The sequence below is a fragment of the Dyella marensis genome (assembly GCF_900112865.1).
GTDB classification, from domain to species: domain Bacteria; phylum Pseudomonadota; class Gammaproteobacteria; order Xanthomonadales; family Rhodanobacteraceae; genus Dyella_D; species Dyella_D marensis_A.
This window is the reverse complement of record NZ_FONH01000004.1, coordinates 232,267-250,300: the sequence shown is the minus strand read 5'-3', so window position 1 is coordinate 250,300 and position 18,034 is coordinate 232,267. Positions and strand designations below refer to the sequence as shown.

Here is an 18,034-nt window from a genome sequence, read left to right as displayed (position 1 = left end):
GCCTAAACTTCCGGCTTTGCCGCAGCGAGAGCGCAAGCATGGGCCAGCACATCAATCTTCCGACCTCCGGCACCCAATGCATCGGCGCCTACCTGGCCCGCCCCGAAGGCAAGCCCAAAGGCGGCATCGTGGTGATCCAGGAAATCTTCGGCGTGAACGCGCATATCCGCAGCGTCGCCGATCGCCTCGCTGCCGCAGGCTATGTCGCCGTCGCGCCGCAGTTCTTCGATTACCTGGAGACCGGCGTGGAGATGGACTACAACGCCGACACCTCCGCCCGCGGCAAGGCGCTGGTGAACGAGCTGGGCATGGATCGCGCGGTGGAGGCGGTGGGCAGCGCGGCGGAATCGATCGCCTCGGCCGGGAAGATCGGCACGGTCGGCTTCTGCTGGGGCGGCACGGTGGCCCTGCTCGCGGCGATCCGGCTGGGGCTGCCCTCGGTGAGCTATTACGGTGCGCGCAACCTGCCGTTCCTGGACGAGGCGCTCAAGGCGCCAGTGATGTTCCACTTCGGCGAGCTCGACAAGAGCATCCCGCCGGAAATGGTCGCGAAGCACCGCGAAAAGCTGCCGCAGATGGAGATCTATACCTACCCAGCCGACCACGCCTTCAACCGCGACGTCGGCGCGCAATACCACGAACCCAGCGCGACGCTGGCGTGGGACCGCAGCATGGGTTTCTTCGCCCGCGAGCTGGCCGGCGCATGAGCGGCGACCGCTTCGTCCTGGACGCCCGCCTCGCCGCCGACACCCGCCGCGTCGCCAGCCTGCCGCTGTGCGAACTGCTGCTGATGAACGACGCACGCTACGCCTGGCTGGTGCTGGTGCCGCGGCGCGCCGGCATGGTCGAGATCGCCGATCTCGCCGACATCGAGCAGCAGGTGCTATGGAGCGAAGCGAACCGCGCCGCCGCCGCGCTGCGCGCCTGCGCGCCCTGCGACAAGCTCAACCTGGGTGCGCTGGGCAATATCGTGCGGCAACTGCATGTGCACGTGGTGGCGCGCCGCGAGGGCGATGCCGCGTGGCCGGGGCCGGTGTGGGGCAGCGGTCCGGCGCAGCCGTACGAAGCTGCGCTGCTGGAACAGCTCATCGCCAGACTGCAAAGCACGCTGGCCTGACGCACTGGTAGGTTGGAGTGAGCCGCAGGCGAACCCCAACGCAATAACGCCGAACGTATCGCAGCGTTGGGGTTCGCCTGTGGCTCACCCCAACCTACCCCCTGAGACAAAAAAGCCCGCGATCGCTCGCGGGCTTTCTGCTGGAACGCAAGCGAACTCAGCGCTGCGAGGGATCGTAGCCGCCGCTGCTCGCTTCCTTGCCCTTCATCTCGTCGTTCATCTTGACCGGGGCGTGGTAGTCCTCGAGGTTGCGCGCCTTGGTCTCGACCGGATTGATCTTCTTCAGCGTGCCGCCGTCGTCGTAGTACACGGCAAAACCGTAGTCCAGCTGCATGCGCGCCATGAACTCCAGGTGCGCCTTGCGCACCTTCGACTCGTCGCTGGGGATCAGCAGCACGGTCTTGGGCAGCTTGCCCTGGTCCTTGAGGTAGGCGAAGTGGCTGCCGGTGTCGAGGGCGGAGAGCACCGCGCCGTCGACCATGAACTGGCCGCTCTTGTAGGCCTCCACGGTGGCGTCGAACTTGCCCTGCATCTGGGCCGTCTGGACGGCCTCGTCCTTGGTGGCGCCGCGATGGCAACCGGCGAGGACCAGCAGGCTGCCCAGCAGGACGGCGGCGGCGCTGCGGCTGAGCAGCGTGGATAGACGAATCATGTGCATCTCCGGCAATTCAATTCAGTGAAGACAACGAAGCGAGTGTAGCGCCGGCCCCCTGGCCTGCACCGTGGCGGGGCGGCAGCCGTTCAGCTGCCGACTCGCGCGAATTCCTGCGGATCAGGTGCGCGGCAAGGTCACGCCGCGCTGCCCCTGGTACTTGCCGCCGCGGTCGCGGTAGCTGGTCTCGCATTCCTCGTCGGATTCGAGGAACAGCATCTGCGCCACGCCTTCGTTGGCATAGATCTTGGCCGGCAGCGGCGTGGTGTTGGAGAACTCCAGCGTGACGTGGCCTTCCCACTCCGGCTCCAGCGGCGTCACGTTGACGATGATGCCGCAGCGCGCGTAGGTGCTCTTGCCCAGGCAGATGGTCAGCACGCTGCGCGGGATGCGGAAGTACTCCACCGTGCGCGCCAGTGCGAACGAGTTCGGCGGGATGATGCACACGTCCGCCTCGACGTCGACGAAGCTGGTCGGGTCGAACGCCTTCGGGTCGACGATGGTGGAGTTGATATTGGTGAAGATCTTGAACTCGCGTGCGCAGCGCACGTCGTAGCCGTAGCTGGAAGTGCCGTAGGAGACCAGCTTGTTGCCGTCGCGGAGCTTGATCTGGCCCGGCTCGTACGGCTCGATCATGCCGTGCTGATCGGCCATGCGCCGGATCCACTTGTCGGATTTGATGCTCACTCGGGCTCCCATTGCGATCGAAGGTCCGTCCCTGCGCGGGATGCCGGGCCGAAAGCGGAAAAACATAGCGGATCGCCCCTGCGCCCGCCAGTCGCAGGCAGGCGTGGCGGGCGGCCCGGAACGCCGCGACGGCGGCGACGGCCATCCCTCCGTGACCGTCGACCGCCGTCAGCCACATGCAAGCCACGAAAGACAACTCGCTGATCAGCCGGGATTTTCAGAACAGACCAATCGCAGGCCAGGCTGAGCGCCGGCTAAATCCGTCCCACCCGCGCCCGTCAACACGCCTGCCGTCCTTCCGTTCTCCGCAGCACCCGGGCCACGCAGTTCCACCATTCCAAAGAGGAGAACGCCCATGCAGCACCGCATCAGCTTCCGCCGTCTCGCACTCGCCGGTTTCGTCGCCGCCGCCTTCGGTGCCGCCGCCCACGCGCAGGAGGCGCCGGTGAACCAGGACGTGCAGCGCAACGTCAACCAGCAGCAGCGCATCGAGAACGGCGTCAAGGACGGCCAGCTCACCACCCGCGAGACCTCGCAGCTGGAACAGGGCCAGGCGCATATCGACCGCATGGAGCAGCGCGACCTGCGCAACGGTCCGCTGACCGGCAAGGAACAGGCGCAGATCCAGCATGCGGAGAACGTGCAGAGCCGCGATGTCTACCGCGATACGCACAATGGCGCGACGCAGAATCCGAACTCCGCTTCCTCGCGCCGCATGGCCGCCGACGTGCAGCGCAATGTCAACCAGGAAAAGCGCATCGACCAGGGCGTGCGCAACGGCTCGCTCAACGACAGGCAGGTGGCGCACCTGCAGGGCCGCGAGGCGCATGTCGACCATGAGGAGCACAACGCCGGCGCCAACGGCCATGTGAGCCGCGGCGAGCAGCGCCATATCCAGCGCACGGAGAACCGCGACAGCCGCGCGATTCATCGCCAGAAGAAGGCGGGCGCTTAAGCCCCCTGCGCAACGGGCGCCGCGAGGCGCCCGTTTTCTTTCAGGCGCGCGGCAAGGTCGTATGGGAGGAGGCGACGGTCATGTCGACGGCGTGCCCTGCACGATGATCTTGCCCAGGCCCAGCGACTTGTTGCGCGGTTGCCGCGACAGCCGGCCCGCCGCATTGCGCGCGATTTCGCGGTAGCGCGCGGCCAGGTCGGAGTCCGGCATCGCCGCCACCGTGGGCGTGCCGCCGTCGGCCTGCTCGCGGATGCGGATATCCAGCGGCAGCGAACCGAGATAGGCGACGTGGTACTGCTCGGCCATGCGCGCCCCGCCGCCCTCGCCGAAGATGTGTTCCTCGTGGCCGCAGCTGGTGCACACGTGGGTAGCCATGTTCTCCACCACGCCCAGCACCGGCACCTCGACCTTCTCGAACATCTTCAGCGCCTTGCGCGCGTCCAGCAGGGCGATGTCCTGCGGCGTGGTGACGATCACCGCGCCGGCCACCGGCACCTTCTGCGACAGCGTCAGCTGGATGTCGCCGGTGCCCGGCGGCAGGTCGACCACCAGGTAGTCGAGTTGCTCCCAGCGCGAATCGTTGAGCAGCTGCATCATCGCCTGGGTGACCATCGGGCCGCGCCAGATCATCGGCGTCTCCTCGTCGACCAGGAAGCCGATCGACATCGCCTGCAGGCCGTGTGCCTGCAGCGGCACGATGGTCTTGCCGTCCGGCGACTCGGGCTTGCCGCTGATGCCGAGCATGCGCGGCTGGCTCGGGCCATAGATGTCCGCATCGAGCACGCCCACCCTGGCGCCCTCGGCGGCCAGCGCCAGCGCGAGGTTGGCCGACACGGTGGACTTGCCCACCCCGCCCTTGCCGGAGGCGACCACGATGATGTTCTTCACGTTGGGCAGCGGCGCCAGCGTGCCCTGCACCTTGTGCGCGTAGATGCGGCTGGTCGCCGACACCGCGGCCGCGTCGATCGACGGATCCGCTTCCAGCGCCTGCCTGGCCAGGGCCGCGATCGCTTCGGCGGCGCCGGCGGCCGGATAGCCGAGCTGCAGGTCGACCGAGACGCGCGTGCCGTCCACGCCGACGGCGCGCAGGCTGTCGGCGAGCGGCGCGCCGGTGTGGGGATCGATGGTGTCGCCGAGAATGCGGCGTACCAGGGCTTCGCTTGCCTGCGTCATGAAGGGTCGGGAATGCAGCGGGAGATGGGCCATTATGCCAGCCCGCCAGGCGGCGCCGAGCTTGCGCATTGCAGCTTGACGGGCCGGCTGGGGCTCGTCAGGCTCCCCCTCCATACTGTTTCGTACGGGAGGGAGCACATGAAGCCATTGATCCGCCTCGCCATCGCCGCCGGACTGCTGCTCGGCGCCGGTACGGTCTTCGCCGCTTCGCCGGTCGGCAAGTGGAAGACCATCGACGACAAGACCCACCAGCCCAAGTCCATCGTGGAAATCACCGAGGTCAACGGCGAGCTGCAGGGCAAGGTGCTGCAGGTGCTGCAGTCGGACGAAGGCCCGCACCCGGTCTGCAAGGAATGCGACGGCGAGCGCAAGGACAAGCCGGTCGAAGGCATGGTGATCATGTGGGGCGTCAAGCAGGACGGCGACGAATGGGACGGCGGCAAGATCCTCGATCCCAAGAACGGCAAGACCTACAAGGTCAAGCTGAAGCTGCTGGAGAACGGCGCCAAGCTGGACGTGCACGGCTACATCGGCTTCTCGCTGATCGGGCGCAGCCAGGTGTGGGAGCGCCAGGAATAAGGCGGCGTATGCCGCCTGGGGAATAGGGAATAGGGAATAGAGAATAGGAGCGCGCCCCACAACACTTGTGGGGCGCGCTTTTTTATTCCCTATTCTCTATTCCCCATTCCCTGCCTCGGCCCGATACACCGTCACGCCGCGCGCCGCATACGCCGCCCGCGTCGCCTTGTCGACCTCGTGCTCGACCACCAGGTGCTGCACCTCGGCCAGTTCCGCCACGCGATGCGTGGCCACCGCGCCGAGCTTGTCGCTGGTGACCACCACCGCGGTCTCGCCGCTGCACTCGACCATGGTGCGCTTGAACAGCACTTCCTCGCTGTCGAAGCCCCACAGGCCGCCGTCCAGGTCCAGCGCACAGGCGCCGGGAAAGCACAGGTCTGCGCGGATGCCCTGCAGCGATTTCACCGCCTGCGCGCCCACCGCGCCGCCGATGCGCGGATCCACGCGCCCGCCGACCAACAGGATCTCGAAGCCCTCGCGGTCCAGCAGCGCCAGGGCGACATCGGGCGCGTTGGTGACCACGGTGAGCTGGCTGCGCTCGGGCAGCGCCGCGGCGATGGCGGTATTGGTGGAACCGGCGTCGATCAGCAGGATCTGCCCCTGCCGCACCAGCGTCGCCGCCTTGCGCGCCAGCGCCTGCTTGCGGCCGGCATGTTCGCCGCGCCGCTGCTTCAGCGGCTGCACCGGCACGGTGAGCGGCAGCGCGCCGCCGTAGACGCGCTTGCACAGGCCTTGTGCGGCGAGCTCGCGCAGGTCGCGGCGGATCGAGTCCTCCGATACCTGGCATTCCGCCGCGAGTTCCGCGGCGACCACGCGCCCCTGGCTGCGCAGCCGCTGCAGGATCCACTGCTGGCGCTCCTGCGGCAGCGCTTCGGCAGGCAGGCTTGCGCTGGCGAGGTGCCGGCTCATGCGGTGGCCTTGTCGTCGACCAGGCCGTGCGAGGCCAGCCACGTGCGCAAGCCTTCCGCACCCTGGAACCACCACGCCTGCATGCCCAGCGCCGCCGCCGCGTCGACGTTGCGGCGGGCGTCGTCGATGTAGAGCGCACGCGAGGGTTCGACGCCATAGCGCTCGAACAGGCACTGGTAGATGCGCGGATCGGGCTTGATCAGCCGCTCCTCGCCGGAGACCACGATGCCTTCGAACCAATGCAGGAAGTCGTACAGCTCCAGCGCGCGCGGGAAGGTCTCGTTCGACCAGTTGGTCAGCGCATAGAGGCGCACGCCGCGCGCCTTCAGCTCCGCCAGCAGCTCCACGCTGCCGGCGATCGGGCCGGCCAGCATCTCTTCCCAGCGCTCGCGGAAGGCGGCGATCAGCGGCGCGTGCGCGGGATGCTCCGCGCTGAGCCGGGCGATCGCCTCGCTCCACGGGCGGCCCGCGTCCTGCTGCTCGTTCCACGGGCCGGTGCAGATCTTCGTCAGGAAATGCTCCATCGCCGCTTCGTCGTCGAACAGCTGGCGATAGAGATAGCGTGGATTCCAGTCGATCAGCACGCCGCCGAGGTCGAACACCACCGTATCGATCATTGCGTTGCGCTCCGTCATCGCCGCACGATCCGCGCCGACGCGGACACCACCGCCAGCAGCACCGCCACCGCGGCCATCGCCAGCGGCAGGCTGGTGATCTTCGAAAGGAAGCCGATCAGGGCCGGCCCGCTGAGCAGGCCCACGTAGCCGAGCATGGTCACCGTCGCCAGCGCCACCGCCGGCGAGGTGCCCGGCAGGCGGCCGGCGGCGCTGAACATCACCGGCACGATATTGGACGCGCCCAGGCCGATCAGCACGAAGCCGAGCAAGGACAGCGGCGCCCACGGCACGCTGGAAACCAGCGCGAAACCGGCCGCCGCCAGCGCCGCGCCGGCGCGCACCGTCCACACCGTGCCCACGCGCTGCACGAGCCGGTCGCCGGTGAGGCGGCCCAGCGCCATCGCGATGGAGAAGCAGGCATAGCCGATGCCCGCCGAGCTCGCCGCGAAGCCGCGGAAATCGCGCAGGAACACCGCGCTCCAGTCCAGCATCGAGCCTTCCGCCATGAAGCTGACGAAGCACAGCAGGCCCAGCAGCAGTACCAGGCCGCGCGGAATGCCGAAGGCCGCATGGCCTTCCGCCTCGCTGGCACCTGCCAGCAGGCCGCCGCGCAGGAACAGCACCAGCGCGGCGAGCAAACCGGCCAGCACCGCCGCGCTCCAGGCCAGCGGCAGTCCGATGGCAAGCAACGCGCTCATCAGCGCCGCGCCGGTCAGGCCGCCGACACTGAACAGGCCATGGAAGCCGGACATCAGCACGCGGCCGTCGAGCTTTTCCACCTCGACCGCATGCGCGTTCATGGCCACGTCGACCACGCCGAGCATCACGCCGAAATAAGCCAGCGCCGCGGTGAGCAGAAGCGCACTCGGCGCCAGCGCCAGCGCCGGCAGCGCCAGGCACAGCAGCAGGCCCGAGGCGACGATCACGCGGCGGTTGCCGAAGCGATGGGTCAGCCAGCCGACGAACGGCATCGAGGCCATCGAACCGCCGCCGAACACCAGCAGGATCAGGCCGAGCTGCGCATCGTCCAGGCCCAGCCGCGATTTCGCGTACGGCACCATCGGCGCCCATGCCGACATGCCGATGCCGGAGACCAGGAAGATCAGGCGGGTGGACAGGGTGGCACGGCCCAAGGATTCGCGCCCTGCCAGGGCGCCTTCGTTCGTCGTTCGCATGCCTGGCGGCCCATTCAACAATGGGCATAAATGTAAACAATCATGCATAAACATGCAAACGCCACGTGGGGGTGAGCCCCTCTCCCATCGGGAGAGGGTTGGGGTGAGGGTACGGGCGGAGTGGGGCGTTGCACTCCGCCCGTACCCTCATCCGGCTGCCGCCACCTTCTCCCGGAGGGAGAAGGGTTCTACCTTGCGGACTGAGGAATTGCGCAGCTCGCAAGGAATGCCCGGATGCCCACGATCATCACCCACGCCGCCGTCCCCCTCCTGCTCGGCGCCGCAGCCGGCAAGCGCGCGATATCGCCTCGGCTGCTCGCCGCCGGCGCCATCGCCGCGATGCTGCCGGACGCCGACGTGCTCGCCTTCAAATTCGGCGTGGCCTACGCGGATACCTTCGGCCACCGCGGCGCCACCCATTCGATCGGCATGGCGCTCGCGCTCGGCGCCATCGCCGCGCTCGCCCATCGCCCGCTGCGCACCACCGCCTGGCGCGCCTTCTTGTTCGTCGGCCTCGCCGCGCTCTCGCATCCGCTGTTGGATGCGCTGACCGACGGCGGGCTCGGCGTGGGGCTGGCCTGGCCGTTCTCCAGCGAGCGCTTCTTTTTCCCATGGCGGCCGATCGCGGTCTCCCCGATCGGCGCGCGCTTCTTCAGCGCCCGCGGCTTGGCCGTGCTCGGCTGCGAACTCATCTGGGTGTGGCTGCCGTGCGCCCTGGCGGCACTTGCCGTGTGGCTGGCGCGGCGGCCTGGGCGCACCGCCCGCATGCCATAATCCTCGATCCCTCCACCAGCCGAGCAGCCATGTCCCGCCGCCTTCTCGTGACCAACGCCCTGCCCTACGCCAACGGCCCGCTGCACCTGGGCCACATGGTGGGCTACATCCAGGCCGACATCTGGGTGCGGGCGCAGCGCATGCAGGGCGACGAGGTGTTCTACGTCTGCGCCGACGACGCGCACGGCACGCCGATCATGCTGGCGGCGGAGAAGGCCGGCCTGGCGCCGGAAACCTATATCGAAGGCGTGCAGCTCAGCCACGAGTCCGACTTCGCCGCCTTCGGCGTGGCCTTCGACCACTACCACTCCACCCATTCGGACGAGAACCGCGAGCTGGCCTCGCTGATCTACACGCGCCTGCGCGACGGCGGCTACATCGCGCGCCGCACGATCCAGCAGCTGTTCGATCCGGAAAAGACCATGTTCCTGCCGGACCGCTACATCAAGGGCACCTGCCCGGTGTGCGGCACGCCGGACCAGTACGGCGACAACTGCGAGAACTGCGGCGCCACCTACGCGCCCACCGACCTGATCGACCCGTACTCGGTGATGTCCGGCGCCACGCCGGTGCTGCGCGATTCGGAGCATTACTTCTTCGAACTGGGCAAGTTCGAGTCGCTGCTGCGCGACTGGTTCGCAGGCAAGCTCACCGGCGGCGCGCCGGTGGCCAACAGCGGCGTGATCGCCAAGCTGCGCGAGTGGCTGGACGGCGGCCTGAAGGACTGGGACATCTCGCGCGACGCGCCCTACTTCGGCTTCCCGATCCCAGACGCGCCGGGCAAGTTCTTCTATGTGTGGCTGGATGCGCCGGTGGGCTACCTGGCCAGCTTCAAGGCGCTGTGCGCGAAGACCGGCACGCGCTTCGAGGACTTCCTCGCGCCGGACAGCCGTGCCGAGATGCACCACTTCATCGGCAAGGACATCATCAATTTCCACGGCCTGTTCTGGCCGGCGATGCTGCACGGAGCCGACTTCCGCACGCCCACCGCGCTGCACGTCAACGGCTACCTGACGGTGAACGGCGCGAAGATGTCCAAGTCGCGCGGCACCTTCATCAAGGCGCGCACCTATCTGGACGTCGGCCTGCATCCGGAATTCCTGCGCTACTACTTCGCCTCCATGCTGGGCGACACACCGGTGGACGTGGACCTGGACCTGAAGTCGTTCGAGGAGCGCGTCAATTCGCACCTGGTCGGCAAGTGGGTGAACATCGCCAGCCGCACCGCCGGCTTCGTGCAGAAGTTCTTCGACGGCCGCCTCGCGCCCGCGTTCGGCAAGGAAGAAGCCGGGCTGTGGCGCGAGCTGATGACGCACTACGACGAAGTGCCGGCGCTGTACCGCCAGGGCGAGTTCGCCGAAGTCACGCGCAAGTTCGTGCAGATCGCCGACCTGGTGAACGGCCACATCGCCGCCAAGGCACCGTGGAACATGGCCAAGGACAACACGCGCAAGCAGGAGCTGCACCAGGTGTGCTCGTTCGCGATCGCCGCGTTCCGCCTGCTCGCCGGCCTGCTCAAGCCGATGCTGCCGGCCACGGTGGAGAAGGCCGGACGCTTCCTCGACGCGCCGGTCACCGGCTTCGACGACGCCCGCGCCGAACTGCACAACCACACCATCCACGCGTTCGAGCCCCTGCTCGGCCGCATCGACACCAAGCTGATCGAGGCCATGGTGGAAGCCTCGCGCGACTCGCTGGCCCCGCCCGAGCCCGCCAAGCCCGCCAAGCTCCATAAGAACGAATCCAAGAAGGACAACGGCAAGACCATGAGCGACACCGGCAGCACCGACACCGCGGCAACCATCGCCATCGACGACTTCGCCAGGCTCGACCTGCGCATCGGCAAGGTCACCGCCTGCGAATTCGTGGACGGCTCGGACAAGCTGCTGCGCTTCGAACTGGACGCCGGCCCGCTGGGTACGCGCCAGATCTTCTCCGGCATCCGCGCCGCCTACGGCGAGCCGGAGAAGCTGGTCGGCCGCAACGTGGTCTTCATCGCCAACCTGGCACCGCGCAAGATGCGCTTCGGCCTGTCCGAGGGGATGATCCTATCCGCCGGCGACGGCGGAGACGATCTGTTCCTGCTCGATGCGGACCAGGGGGCGAAGCCGGGAGCGACGGTGCGCTGAGCGCATCGCGGCTTGCATGGAGGCGGATAGGCCGACGCTCGTCCTGATGCCCGGGCTCGATGGCAGCGGTGCATTGTTCGCGGCCTTCGAGAAGCTGATCGCAGGCAACTGGAAGTACCAGAGCATCCGCTATCCAGCCGACCTGCCTTCAAGGGTCGATGCCTACGCAGCGCATGTGGAGAGGGCAATCGGCGCGGAACACCGCGTCATCCTGCTTGCCGAATCGTTTTCCGGCCCCATCGCCATCCGCCTCGCCGCGCGCCTGAGTGAACGCGTGAAAGCCCTGGTGCTGTGCGCATCGTTCGCCACCCGGCCGCATCTGCTGGTGCGCTGGGCCAGCCATGTTCCGCAGGCGCTGCTGTCGGGCATGGCCCGGCAACGTTGGGCGCTGCGCTGGTTCTGCGTGGGCCGGCACGCGCCGGGCTCATTGCTCGATGCGGTGGAAGCGGAGCTGTCGCGATTGAGCGGCAACACCATCAAACGCCGCCTGCAGATGCTGATCGCGCCGGATGCGGCCACCACCCTGCTCCAGCTTGAGCTTCCCGTATTGCTGCTGCAGCCCAACCAGGACCGCCTGCTCGATCCCTGGGCGCCCAGGCGACTCGAAAAGCTGGCCCGCGGTGCACGCATCGAACGGCTGGATGGCCCGCATTTCCTGCTGCAGGCGCAGCCGCAGGCTTGCTGGCGCAAGATCGTCGACTGGCTGACACTATTGTCCGCCCAACCTGCGCCGTACTGATCGCTTCCTCATGGCATCGAGCTCCCTCGCCGACCGCATCGACGCTCTGCTTCCGCAGACCCAGTGCGAACAATGCGGTTTCCATGGCTGCCGCCCCTATGCGGAAGCGATCGCGCGCGGCGAGGCGCAGATCAACCAGTGCCCGCCCGGCGGCGCGGCGGGCATCCGCAAGCTGGCGGAACTGCTGGGGTGCGAACCGTTGCCGCTGAATCCCGACAACGGCGTGGAAAAGCCGCGCATGCTCGCGCGCATCGTCGAGGCGGATTGCATCGGTTGCACCAAGTGCATCCAGGTGTGTCCGGTGGATGCGATCGTCGGCGGCGCCAAGCTGATGCACAGCGTGATCGAGGACGACTGCACCGGCTGCGAACTGTGCGTGCCGGCCTGCCCCGTCGACTGCATCGCGCTCGAACCGATGCCGCTCGAGCAAGTGGACGATCCCGCGTGCGCCGACCGGGGCCGCGCGCATTTCCAGCGCCGCGAAGCGCGCCTCGCCCGCGAGCACGCGCGGCACGACGCCGAACTGGCCGCACGCAAGGCGCAGCTCGGCGCGGCGGTGAGCGACAACCCGGTGCTGGCCGCGCTGGCCCGCGCCAAGGCCAGGCAACAGGAACCCAAACCGTGAAGCGAGCCGACGTCGTCGAGCTGTTCTCCCGCCTGCGCGAACTGGACCCGCACCCCACCACCGAACTGGACTACACCACGCCGTTCGAGCTGCTGGTCGCGGTGGTGCTGTCGGCGCAGGCCACCGACGTGGGCGTGAACAAGGCCACGCGCAAGCTGTATCCGGTGGCGAACACGCCGCAGGCGATCCTCGACCTGGGCGAGGAAGGACTCAAGCGCTACATCAGCACGATCGGCCTGTTCAACGCCAAGGCCAAGAACGTGATCGCGCTGTGCCGCATCCTGGTCGAGCAGTACGGCGGCGAGGTGCCGCGTACGCGCGAGGCGCTGGAAGCGCTGCCGGGCGTGGGGCGCAAGACCGCCAACGTGGTGCTCAATACCGCCTTCGGCCATCCCACCATCGCGGTGGACACGCATATCTTCCGCGTCTCCAATCGCACCGGACTGGCGCCGGGCAAGGACGTGCGTGCGGTGGAGGACAAGCTGGAAAAAACGGTGCCGCCGGAGTTCAAGCAGGACGCGCATCACTGGCTGATCCTGCACGGCCGCTACGTGTGCAAGGCGCGCAAGCCGGATTGTCCGCAGTGCGTGATCCGCGACTTGTGCCGGTACAAGGACAAGACGCCGGCCGAGCCGGAGAGAAAGAAAGCTGCGCCCCAAAAAACCGCGGCGAAGAAACCGAAGCGTAGGTTGGGGTGAGCCATAGGCGAACCCCAACATTCGCCGACGTTGCAGGCTGCGCAACGTTGGGGTTCGCCTATGGCTCACCCCAACCTACGCCGGCTTCGCTTGATCGTCATTCCGGCGCAGGCCGGAATGACGGCTTGATGCGGCGCCTCGCGGTGGATCAGAGCGTCCACACGCACACGCCGCCGCGGCGGGACGCCACCGCCGCTGAGCCCTTGGAGCGCAACTTGGTCTTGCACGTCGGGCAGACCAGGTGCGAACCGTTCGGCTGCAGGATCGATTTCACCCCGCCTTCGTAGCAATGCACGCACAGATCGTGCGGCACCGCGCCGGACTCGCGGCTGGCCTTGAAGCGGTAAACCAGGCCGCCCTGGGGCAGCTGGTGCAGCACGTAGCGCTCGCGTTCCATGCGCGCCTGGCGGATCTCCTCCACTTCGCGCGCCAGGCCGTCGCGCTCTTCCAGCAAGGCCGCGTAAGCCAGCTGCATCGCGGCCAGGCGATGCTGGATCTCGGCCATGGCGCCGTAGAGCTCGGGCGCCTTGCCGCGTGTTTCGTCCAGCGAATGCGCCGCGGCCATCTCGCGGGCGATATCCGAACCGGTCTTGATGGCGCCCAGCGCCGCCGTGATTTCCGCAAGCATCGCTGCGATCCCCCTTGCGTACCGTGTGCCAAAAAATCCCCGCGGAGGGGGAGGCCTCCGCGGGGCAAGAAACGCGTGGCGAGGATCAGGCCGCCTTGGCCGGTCCTTCCACGCGACGTTCAAGCTCCATCCAGTCCACCACCAGTTCGCAGCCCTTCGACTTGGCGTTACGCGCCCAGTCGCGCAGCAGCTCGAAGCTGGCCTGGTCGACGTGGTGCAGGTCGTCCATCACCACGTGCAGGCGGGTGTTCGGCGGCACCTGTTCCAGCGTGCGCGCCATCGACGGCACCTTGAGGAAGGTGGCGATGCCGGTCAGGTGCAGCTTGGCCGAGCCCGGCTCGTCGTCGTGCTCGGCCAGGTTGACCTTCAGCCGCGAAGACAGCAGCGCCAGGCGGAACAGCGACAGCGCGAAGCCCACCAGCACGCCGGCCAGCAGGTCGGTGGCGACGATGGCGAAGGTGGTCGCCAGGTAGATCGCCGCGGTGCCCTTGCCGTAGGCGGCGAAGCTCTTCACCTGCTTGAAGTTGATCATCTTCACGCCGGTAAAGACCAGGATGCCGGCCAGGCACGACACCGGCGTCATGCGCATCAGCCACGGCAGCAGCAGCGCGAACACCAGCAGCCAGGCGCCATGCATCATCGTGGCCATGCGCGTGGCGGAACCGGCCTGCACATTGGCCGCGCTGCGCACGATCACGCCGGTCATCGGCAGCGCGCCGAGCAGGCCGCACAGCGTGTTGCCAACGCCCTGCGCGGTCAGCTCGCGGTCGTAGTTGGTGCGCGTGCCGTCGTGCATGCGGTCGACCGCCGCCGCCGACAGCAGGGTTTCCGCGCTGGCGATGAAGGCGAAGGTCAGCGCGGCGACCAGCAGCGAAGGCTCGAGCAGGCCGCCCAGGTCGGCGAAGCTCGGCAGCGAGATCGCCGACAGCAGGTTGGCCGGCACGTCGACCTTGTTGACGTTGACACCCTGGAACTGCACGAACGCCGTCACCGCCACCACCGCCAGCAGCGCGCCTGGCACGAAGCGCAGCTTCTGCGGACGCAGCTTTTCCCAGCCCAGCATGATCGCGATGGTGGCCAGGCCCACGCCCAGCGCGGCCAGGCCGGTACCTTCGCCGGAGAACGCATTGGCCAGCGCGCCCGGCAGCGCGCCGAAGTTCTCCAGGCCGCGCGCCAGCGGCTTGGCATCGATCAGCACGTGCGCCTGCGAGGCCACGATCAGGATGCCGATGCCCGACAACATGCCGGCCACCACGGCCGGCGAAGTCATGCGGAACCAGATGCCGACGCGGCACAGGCCGGCGGCGATCTGGATCAGGCCGGCCAGCAGCACCACCGGACCCAGCGCGGCCACGCCATGCTCGCGCACCAGCTCGAACACCAGCACCGCCAGGCCCGCGGCGGGGCCGCTGACCTGCAGCGGCGAACCGGCAATCGCACCCACCATCAGGCCGCCGATGATGCCGGTGATCAGGCCGGTCGCCGGCGGCATGCCGGAAGCGATGGCGATGCCCATGCACAGAGGCAGCGCCACCAGGAACACCACGATCGAACCGAGCAGGTCGCGGCCGAAGAAGTTGCCGGAGAAGTATTTCGAGATCACTTGGCTGCTCCTTTAAGCCGAGGACGCCGCAGCGGCGGCGAAACGCGCATGCGGCGTCGCGTCCGGCACGTCGCGGCGCGCGGGATCGATCAGGGTGAAGTGGCCGCTGTGCGCATCGAAGGCACGCAGCTCCGCGTGCTCGATGTCATAGATCCAGCCGTGGATGCTCACGCTGCCGTTGGCCATCGCGGCGGCGACGGCGGGCAAGGTGCGCAGGTGCTCCAGCTGGCCGACCACGTTTTCCTCGGTCACGCGGCGCAGCGCCTGCTCGCCTTCCAGATGGGGGCTGTTCTCCGCCACCACGTAGCGCGCCACGTCGGCGTGCTTGAGCCATGCGGCGACCGAAGGCATGTGCGCGACCTTGGCCGGCGCCAGCAGGCCCTTCATCGCGCCGCAGTCGGAGTGGCCGCAGATCACGATGTGCTTCACCTGCAGCACCTTCACCGCGTACTCGATCGCGGCGACCACGCCGCTCACATGCTGCGCATAGGGCGGCACGATATTGCCGATGTTGCGGTAGACGAAGATCTCGCCCGGCAGCGCCGAGAAGATCATTTCGGGCATCACGCGCGAGTCGGCGCAGGTGATGAACAGGGTGTGCGGGCTCTGGCCGGTCGCCAGTTTCTTGAACAGCTCGCGCTGTTCCGGAAAGACGGTGCGACGGAAATGTTCGAAGCCTTCGAGCAGACGTTCCATGGGGGTATCTCCCGAGCAGTGGGGAACTTGGCGGCAAACCGGCCGCCGAAAAAAATCATGGGAATGGGCCTCGCGCGGACACGGCAAGGCAGGGGCAACGAAAGCTGCCCTCAGGCGCGCGGGGACATCAGCCGCGCACGCTCAGGCGCCGCGACGGAAAGCGCGCTCAGGGGTTCAGGCGTTGGGAGGGGGGCAGATCAGCCCGACCACGTGCTCGTGCACGTCGGGCACCGGGCCGATGGCCACGGAGGGAGCGCGGTCGTGCCACACGGACCACTCGATCGGATCGACCATGATGTCGTCCAGGCACTGGTCGTCGATGGTGCAGGCGCCGGCCAGCGCGTCGGAGCCGTCCCCGCCGTCGTCGGCGAGATCCTTGGCGATATCGGCATCGACGGCGGCCGCCACGGCGGCACGTCCGTCCTTGCCCATCGTCTGTGCCGTCGAGGCAAACGTCACCAGCACGCCGAACAGGCATGCCATGAACATGACGAAGACACGGGGAAGGCGACGGGGATGCATGACGTAAGAAGATACGGGCTCGCGCGGCGATGCTCAACCCCTTGCAGCGCACAATTTTCGCTAAAGCTGAATTTGGACGTCCAATTCGTTCAGTGCGGTGAAGCCTGAAACAAGGCTTTTTCACCGAGTTTGACCCCCGGCAAACCGAGGCCGGTCATCCCCGCCGTCACAAAACCGACATCCTCGGCGCCTAGGCTCGCCGCCCCGCAGGCCGCAAGAAATTGCGCGCACGCACCCGCCGAGCCGGCGCCGAACATCCAGGGACGGAATTCATCCGGCGCGGCGCGCACTCCGCCATGCGGCTTCGCCGCCCGATGCCTGGATGACCATGAAGAGAAAAAAACTCGCCTCGATGCTCTGGACCGTAGGCGCTGCCGCGCTCTCGGAAACGGCTGCCGCCGCCACGCTGGATCTCTACGTCGACCGCAAGACCCAGCAGATCTTCGCCGAGCCCGGCCCGGGCCGCGTCAAGCTCGGCACGTTCATGCAGGTGGATGAAACCGCCGGTGCCGCGCCGACGACGCGGAACCTGCCGGCTGCCGCGGTGCCCTCCTCCGCCATCGCCGCCGCGCCGGCCGCGGAAGCGAAACCCGCCAAGCCCGCCGAGAAAAAGTGGTACGACCGCATCGCCCTGCGCGGTTATACCCAGCTGCGCTACAACCAGGGCCTGGGCGGCGACGCGGCGGACCTGCGCTCGCCGGGCGACCGCTTCATCGGCGACAACCAGGGCTTCGGTATCCGCCGTGCGCGCGTGGTGATCAGCGGCGATCTCAACGATCGCGTGTCGATCTATCTGCAACCGGATTTCGCCAGCACGCCCACCGGCTCAACCACCAGCAACTTCGCGCAGCTGCGCGATGCCTATGCGGATATCTATTTCGACAAGAACCGCGAATTCCGCGTGCGCGCCGGCCAGTCGAAAGTCCCGTACGGCTGGGAAAACCTGCAGTCCAGCCAGAACCGCCTCACCCCGGATCGCGCCGATGCGCTCAACTCCGGCGTGCGCGACGAGCGCGACCTGGGCCTGTTCTTCTATTACACGCCCAAGCACGTGCAGGAGCGTTTCCAGTACCTGGTGAAGTCGGGCCTGAAGGGTTCGGGCGACTACGGCGTGCTGGGCCTGGGTTTCTACAACGGCCAGGGCGCCAACCGCGCCGAGCAGAACAACAGCCTGCACACCGTGCTGCACTTCAGCTACCCGTTCAAGTTCGCCAATGGGCAGTTCTTCGAAGTGGGCGCCGATGCGTACAGCGGTCGCTTCAAGATTGCCGCGCCCGGTTCCATCACCGTCGACGGCCGCAGCTTCACGCCGAAGGACACCGCGCCGGTGAACGGCTCGATCGACCAGCGCGTGGCGGTGCACGCCATCTACTATCCGCAGCCGTTCGGCCTGCAGGCGGAATGGACCGTAGGCCGCGGCCCGGAACTCGATCTGTCCAGGCGCCAGATCCGTACCAAATCGCTGCGCGGCGGCTATGTGCAGGCGATGTACAAGATCGACGGCGGCAGCATCGGCACGCTGTTCCCGTACCTGAAGTGGCAGACCTATCGCGGCGCCTCCAAGTTCGACACCAACACGCCGCGCATGCTGGTGGACGAAACCGAGGTCGGCGTGGAGTGGCAGCCGAACAATGCGGTGGAACTGGCGGTGGCCTACGCCAACATGCGCCGCACCAATGTTTCCTCGGCGCCGTACCGGCGCATCGACGGCGACTTGCTGAGAGTGCAGCTGCAAGTGAATTACTGACGCGCAACC

General features: G+C 67.7%; 21 protein-coding genes. 10 read left to right on the top strand and 11 right to left on the bottom strand.

Going from position 1 to position 18,034, the window contains the following annotated elements; genetic code table 11:
- Window positions 1-38 precede the first annotated feature (38 nt).
- Complete coding sequence (locus BM172_RS09050) at window positions 39-707, top strand: dienelactone hydrolase family protein (protein WP_026633128.1); 669 nt, start codon at window positions 39-41, stop codon at window positions 705-707.
- Complete coding sequence (locus tag BM172_RS09045) at window positions 704-1,117, top strand: HIT domain-containing protein (RefSeq protein WP_026633127.1); 414 nt, start codon at window positions 704-706, stop codon at window positions 1,115-1,117. The genes BM172_RS09050 and BM172_RS09045 overlap by 4 nt, the downstream gene beginning before the upstream one ends.
- A gap of 157 nt (window positions 1,118-1,274) precedes the next feature.
- Here the strand turns inward: BM172_RS09045 and BM172_RS09040 are convergent, their stop codons facing one another.
- Window positions 1,275-1,769 (bottom strand): hypothetical protein, encoded by a 495-nt coding sequence (locus BM172_RS09040; RefSeq protein WP_026633126.1) that lies wholly within the window; start codon window positions 1,767-1,769, stop codon window positions 1,275-1,277.
- Window positions 1,770-1,889: 120 nt separating this feature from the next.
- Window positions 1,890-2,456 (bottom strand): dCTP deaminase, encoded by a 567-nt coding sequence (gene dcd, locus BM172_RS09035; protein ID WP_026633125.1) that lies wholly within the window; start codon window positions 2,454-2,456, stop codon window positions 1,890-1,892.
- 355 nt (window positions 2,457-2,811) lie between these two features.
- Here dcd and BM172_RS09030 point away from each other — a divergent pair, with 355 nt between their 5' ends.
- Window positions 2,812-3,411: a hypothetical protein gene (locus tag BM172_RS09030; protein WP_035322042.1), complete on the top strand. Its 600-nt coding sequence runs from the start codon at window positions 2,812-2,814 to the stop codon at window positions 3,409-3,411.
- Window positions 3,412-3,489: 78 nt separating this feature from the next.
- Here BM172_RS09030 and apbC read toward each other — a convergent pair whose 3' ends face one another.
- The gene (apbC, locus tag BM172_RS09025) at window positions 3,490-4,584 is read right to left on the bottom strand and encodes an iron-sulfur cluster carrier protein ApbC (RefSeq protein ID WP_026633124.1); all 1,095 of its coding nucleotides are present in this window, start codon (window positions 4,582-4,584) and stop codon (window positions 3,490-3,492) included.
- A 138-nt stretch (window positions 4,585-4,722) separates the two neighbouring features.
- On the opposite strand from apbC, the gene BM172_RS09020 reads away from it, so the two are divergent.
- Window positions 4,723-5,163 (top strand): DUF2147 domain-containing protein, encoded by a 441-nt coding sequence (locus BM172_RS09020; RefSeq protein ID WP_026633123.1) that lies wholly within the window; start codon window positions 4,723-4,725, stop codon window positions 5,161-5,163.
- Window positions 5,164-5,259: 96 nt separating this feature from the next.
- Here the strand turns inward: BM172_RS09020 and BM172_RS09015 are convergent, their stop codons facing one another.
- Genes BM172_RS09015 through BM172_RS09005 form a run of 3 tightly spaced genes read right to left on the bottom strand, consistent with a single transcriptional unit; the run spans window position 5,260 to window position 7,822 of the window.
- Window positions 5,260-6,072, bottom strand: coding sequence for a DeoR/GlpR family DNA-binding transcription regulator (locus BM172_RS09015; protein WP_051548267.1), 813 nt, complete (start codon window positions 6,070-6,072; stop codon window positions 5,260-5,262).
- Complete coding sequence (locus BM172_RS09010) at window positions 6,069-6,707, bottom strand: HAD family hydrolase (protein WP_081804970.1); 639 nt, start codon at window positions 6,705-6,707, stop codon at window positions 6,069-6,071. Before BM172_RS09010 ends, BM172_RS09015 begins: the two co-directional genes overlap by 4 nt.
- The gene (locus BM172_RS09005; RefSeq protein ID WP_231504088.1) at window positions 6,704-7,822 is read right to left on the bottom strand and encodes an MFS transporter; all 1,119 of its coding nucleotides are present in this window, start codon (window positions 7,820-7,822) and stop codon (window positions 6,704-6,706) included. The genes BM172_RS09010 and BM172_RS09005 overlap by 4 nt, the downstream gene beginning before the upstream one ends.
- Before the next feature lie 276 nt (window positions 7,823-8,098).
- Between BM172_RS09005 and BM172_RS09000 the strand changes: the two genes are divergently transcribed.
- The 5 genes from BM172_RS09000 to nth are packed head-to-tail and all read left to right on the top strand — an operon-like array spanning window position 8,099 to window position 12,829.
- Window positions 8,099-8,638: a metal-dependent hydrolase gene (locus BM172_RS09000; protein WP_026633119.1), complete on the top strand. Its 540-nt coding sequence runs from the start codon at window positions 8,099-8,101 to the stop codon at window positions 8,636-8,638.
- A gap of 29 nt (window positions 8,639-8,667) precedes the next feature.
- Complete coding sequence (metG, locus tag BM172_RS08995; RefSeq protein WP_026633118.1) at window positions 8,668-10,767, top strand: methionine--tRNA ligase; 2,100 nt, start codon at window positions 8,668-8,670, stop codon at window positions 10,765-10,767.
- Window positions 10,768-10,813: 46 nt separating this feature from the next.
- A complete protein-coding gene (locus BM172_RS08990) occupies window positions 10,814-11,506 on the top strand; it encodes an alpha/beta fold hydrolase (RefSeq protein WP_026633117.1) in 693 nt (230 codons plus the stop codon).
- A gap of 10 nt (window positions 11,507-11,516) precedes the next feature.
- Complete coding sequence (locus BM172_RS08985; RefSeq protein WP_026633116.1) at window positions 11,517-12,131, top strand: RnfABCDGE type electron transport complex subunit B; 615 nt, start codon at window positions 11,517-11,519, stop codon at window positions 12,129-12,131.
- Window positions 12,128-12,829: an endonuclease III gene (nth, locus tag BM172_RS08980; RefSeq protein ID WP_051548266.1), complete on the top strand. Its 702-nt coding sequence runs from the start codon at window positions 12,128-12,130 to the stop codon at window positions 12,827-12,829. Before BM172_RS08985 ends, nth begins: the two co-directional genes overlap by 4 nt.
- A gap of 148 nt (window positions 12,830-12,977) precedes the next feature.
- On the opposite strand, the gene BM172_RS08975 is transcribed toward nth, so the two are convergent.
- The 5 genes from BM172_RS08975 to BM172_RS22150 form a co-directional block, all read right to left on the bottom strand.
- The gene (locus BM172_RS08975) at window positions 12,978-13,457 is read right to left on the bottom strand and encodes a hypothetical protein (RefSeq protein WP_051548265.1); all 480 of its coding nucleotides are present in this window, start codon (window positions 13,455-13,457) and stop codon (window positions 12,978-12,980) included.
- A gap of 85 nt (window positions 13,458-13,542) precedes the next feature.
- Entirely contained in the window at window positions 13,543-15,060 is a 1,518-nt protein-coding gene (locus BM172_RS08970) for a SulP family inorganic anion transporter (RefSeq protein WP_035322039.1), read from the bottom strand.
- 12 nt (window positions 15,061-15,072) lie between these two features.
- Window positions 15,073-15,756: a carbonic anhydrase gene (locus BM172_RS08965; protein WP_035322036.1), complete on the bottom strand. Its 684-nt coding sequence runs from the start codon at window positions 15,754-15,756 to the stop codon at window positions 15,073-15,075.
- A gap of 174 nt (window positions 15,757-15,930) precedes the next feature.
- Window positions 15,931-16,245 (bottom strand): hypothetical protein, encoded by a 315-nt coding sequence (locus tag BM172_RS08960; protein WP_026633114.1) that lies wholly within the window; start codon window positions 16,243-16,245, stop codon window positions 15,931-15,933.
- Window positions 16,246-16,367: 122 nt separating this feature from the next.
- The gene (locus tag BM172_RS22150) at window positions 16,368-16,568 is read right to left on the bottom strand and encodes a hypothetical protein (RefSeq protein WP_143096489.1); all 201 of its coding nucleotides are present in this window, start codon (window positions 16,566-16,568) and stop codon (window positions 16,368-16,370) included.
- A gap of 38 nt (window positions 16,569-16,606) precedes the next feature.
- Between BM172_RS22150 and BM172_RS08955 the strand changes: the two genes are divergently transcribed.
- Complete coding sequence (locus BM172_RS08955) at window positions 16,607-18,025, top strand: porin (RefSeq protein ID WP_026633113.1); 1,419 nt, start codon at window positions 16,607-16,609, stop codon at window positions 18,023-18,025.
- Window positions 18,026-18,034: the final 9 nt, after the last annotated feature.

What these genes read in the sequence shown, in the direction of transcription:
- BM172_RS09010 (WP_081804970.1), bottom strand. Translation starts at nt 6,707, where the DNA reads ATGACGGAGCGCAACGCAATGATCGATACGGTGGTGTTCGACCTCGGC.
- BM172_RS08990 (WP_026633117.1), top strand. Translation starts at nt 10,814, where the DNA reads ATGCCCGGGCTCGATGGCAGCGGTGCATTGTTCGCGGCCTTCGAGAAG.
- BM172_RS09050 (WP_026633128.1), top strand. Translation starts at nt 39, where the DNA reads ATGGGCCAGCACATCAATCTTCCGACCTCCGGCACCCAATGCATCGGC.
- BM172_RS08955 (WP_026633113.1), top strand. Translation starts at nt 16,607, where the DNA reads ATGAAGAGAAAAAAACTCGCCTCGATGCTCTGGACCGTAGGCGCTGCC.
- BM172_RS09000 (WP_026633119.1), top strand. Translation starts at nt 8,099, where the DNA reads ATGCCCACGATCATCACCCACGCCGCCGTCCCCCTCCTGCTCGGCGCC.
- BM172_RS08965 (WP_035322036.1), bottom strand. Translation starts at nt 15,756, where the DNA reads ATGGAACGTCTGCTCGAAGGCTTCGAACATTTCCGTCGCACCGTCTTT.
- metG (WP_026633118.1), top strand. Translation starts at nt 8,668, where the DNA reads ATGTCCCGCCGCCTTCTCGTGACCAACGCCCTGCCCTACGCCAACGGC.
- BM172_RS08960 (WP_026633114.1), bottom strand. Translation starts at nt 16,245, where the DNA reads ATGTTCATGGCATGCCTGTTCGGCGTGCTGGTGACGTTTGCCTCGACG.
- apbC (WP_026633124.1), bottom strand. Translation starts at nt 4,584, where the DNA reads ATGACGCAGGCAAGCGAAGCCCTGGTACGCCGCATTCTCGGCGACACC.
- BM172_RS09030 (WP_035322042.1), top strand. Translation starts at nt 2,812, where the DNA reads ATGCAGCACCGCATCAGCTTCCGCCGTCTCGCACTCGCCGGTTTCGTC.
- BM172_RS09045 (WP_026633127.1), top strand. Translation starts at nt 704, where the DNA reads ATGAGCGGCGACCGCTTCGTCCTGGACGCCCGCCTCGCCGCCGACACC.
- BM172_RS09020 (WP_026633123.1), top strand. Translation starts at nt 4,723, where the DNA reads ATGAAGCCATTGATCCGCCTCGCCATCGCCGCCGGACTGCTGCTCGGC.
- BM172_RS09040 (WP_026633126.1), bottom strand. Translation starts at nt 1,769, where the DNA reads ATGATTCGTCTATCCACGCTGCTCAGCCGCAGCGCCGCCGCCGTCCTG.
- BM172_RS08985 (WP_026633116.1), top strand. Translation starts at nt 11,517, where the DNA reads ATGGCATCGAGCTCCCTCGCCGACCGCATCGACGCTCTGCTTCCGCAG.
- BM172_RS09015 (WP_051548267.1), bottom strand. Translation starts at nt 6,072, where the DNA reads ATGAGCCGGCACCTCGCCAGCGCAAGCCTGCCTGCCGAAGCGCTGCCG.
- BM172_RS08975 (WP_051548265.1), bottom strand. Translation starts at nt 13,457, where the DNA reads ATGCTTGCGGAAATCACGGCGGCGCTGGGCGCCATCAAGACCGGTTCG.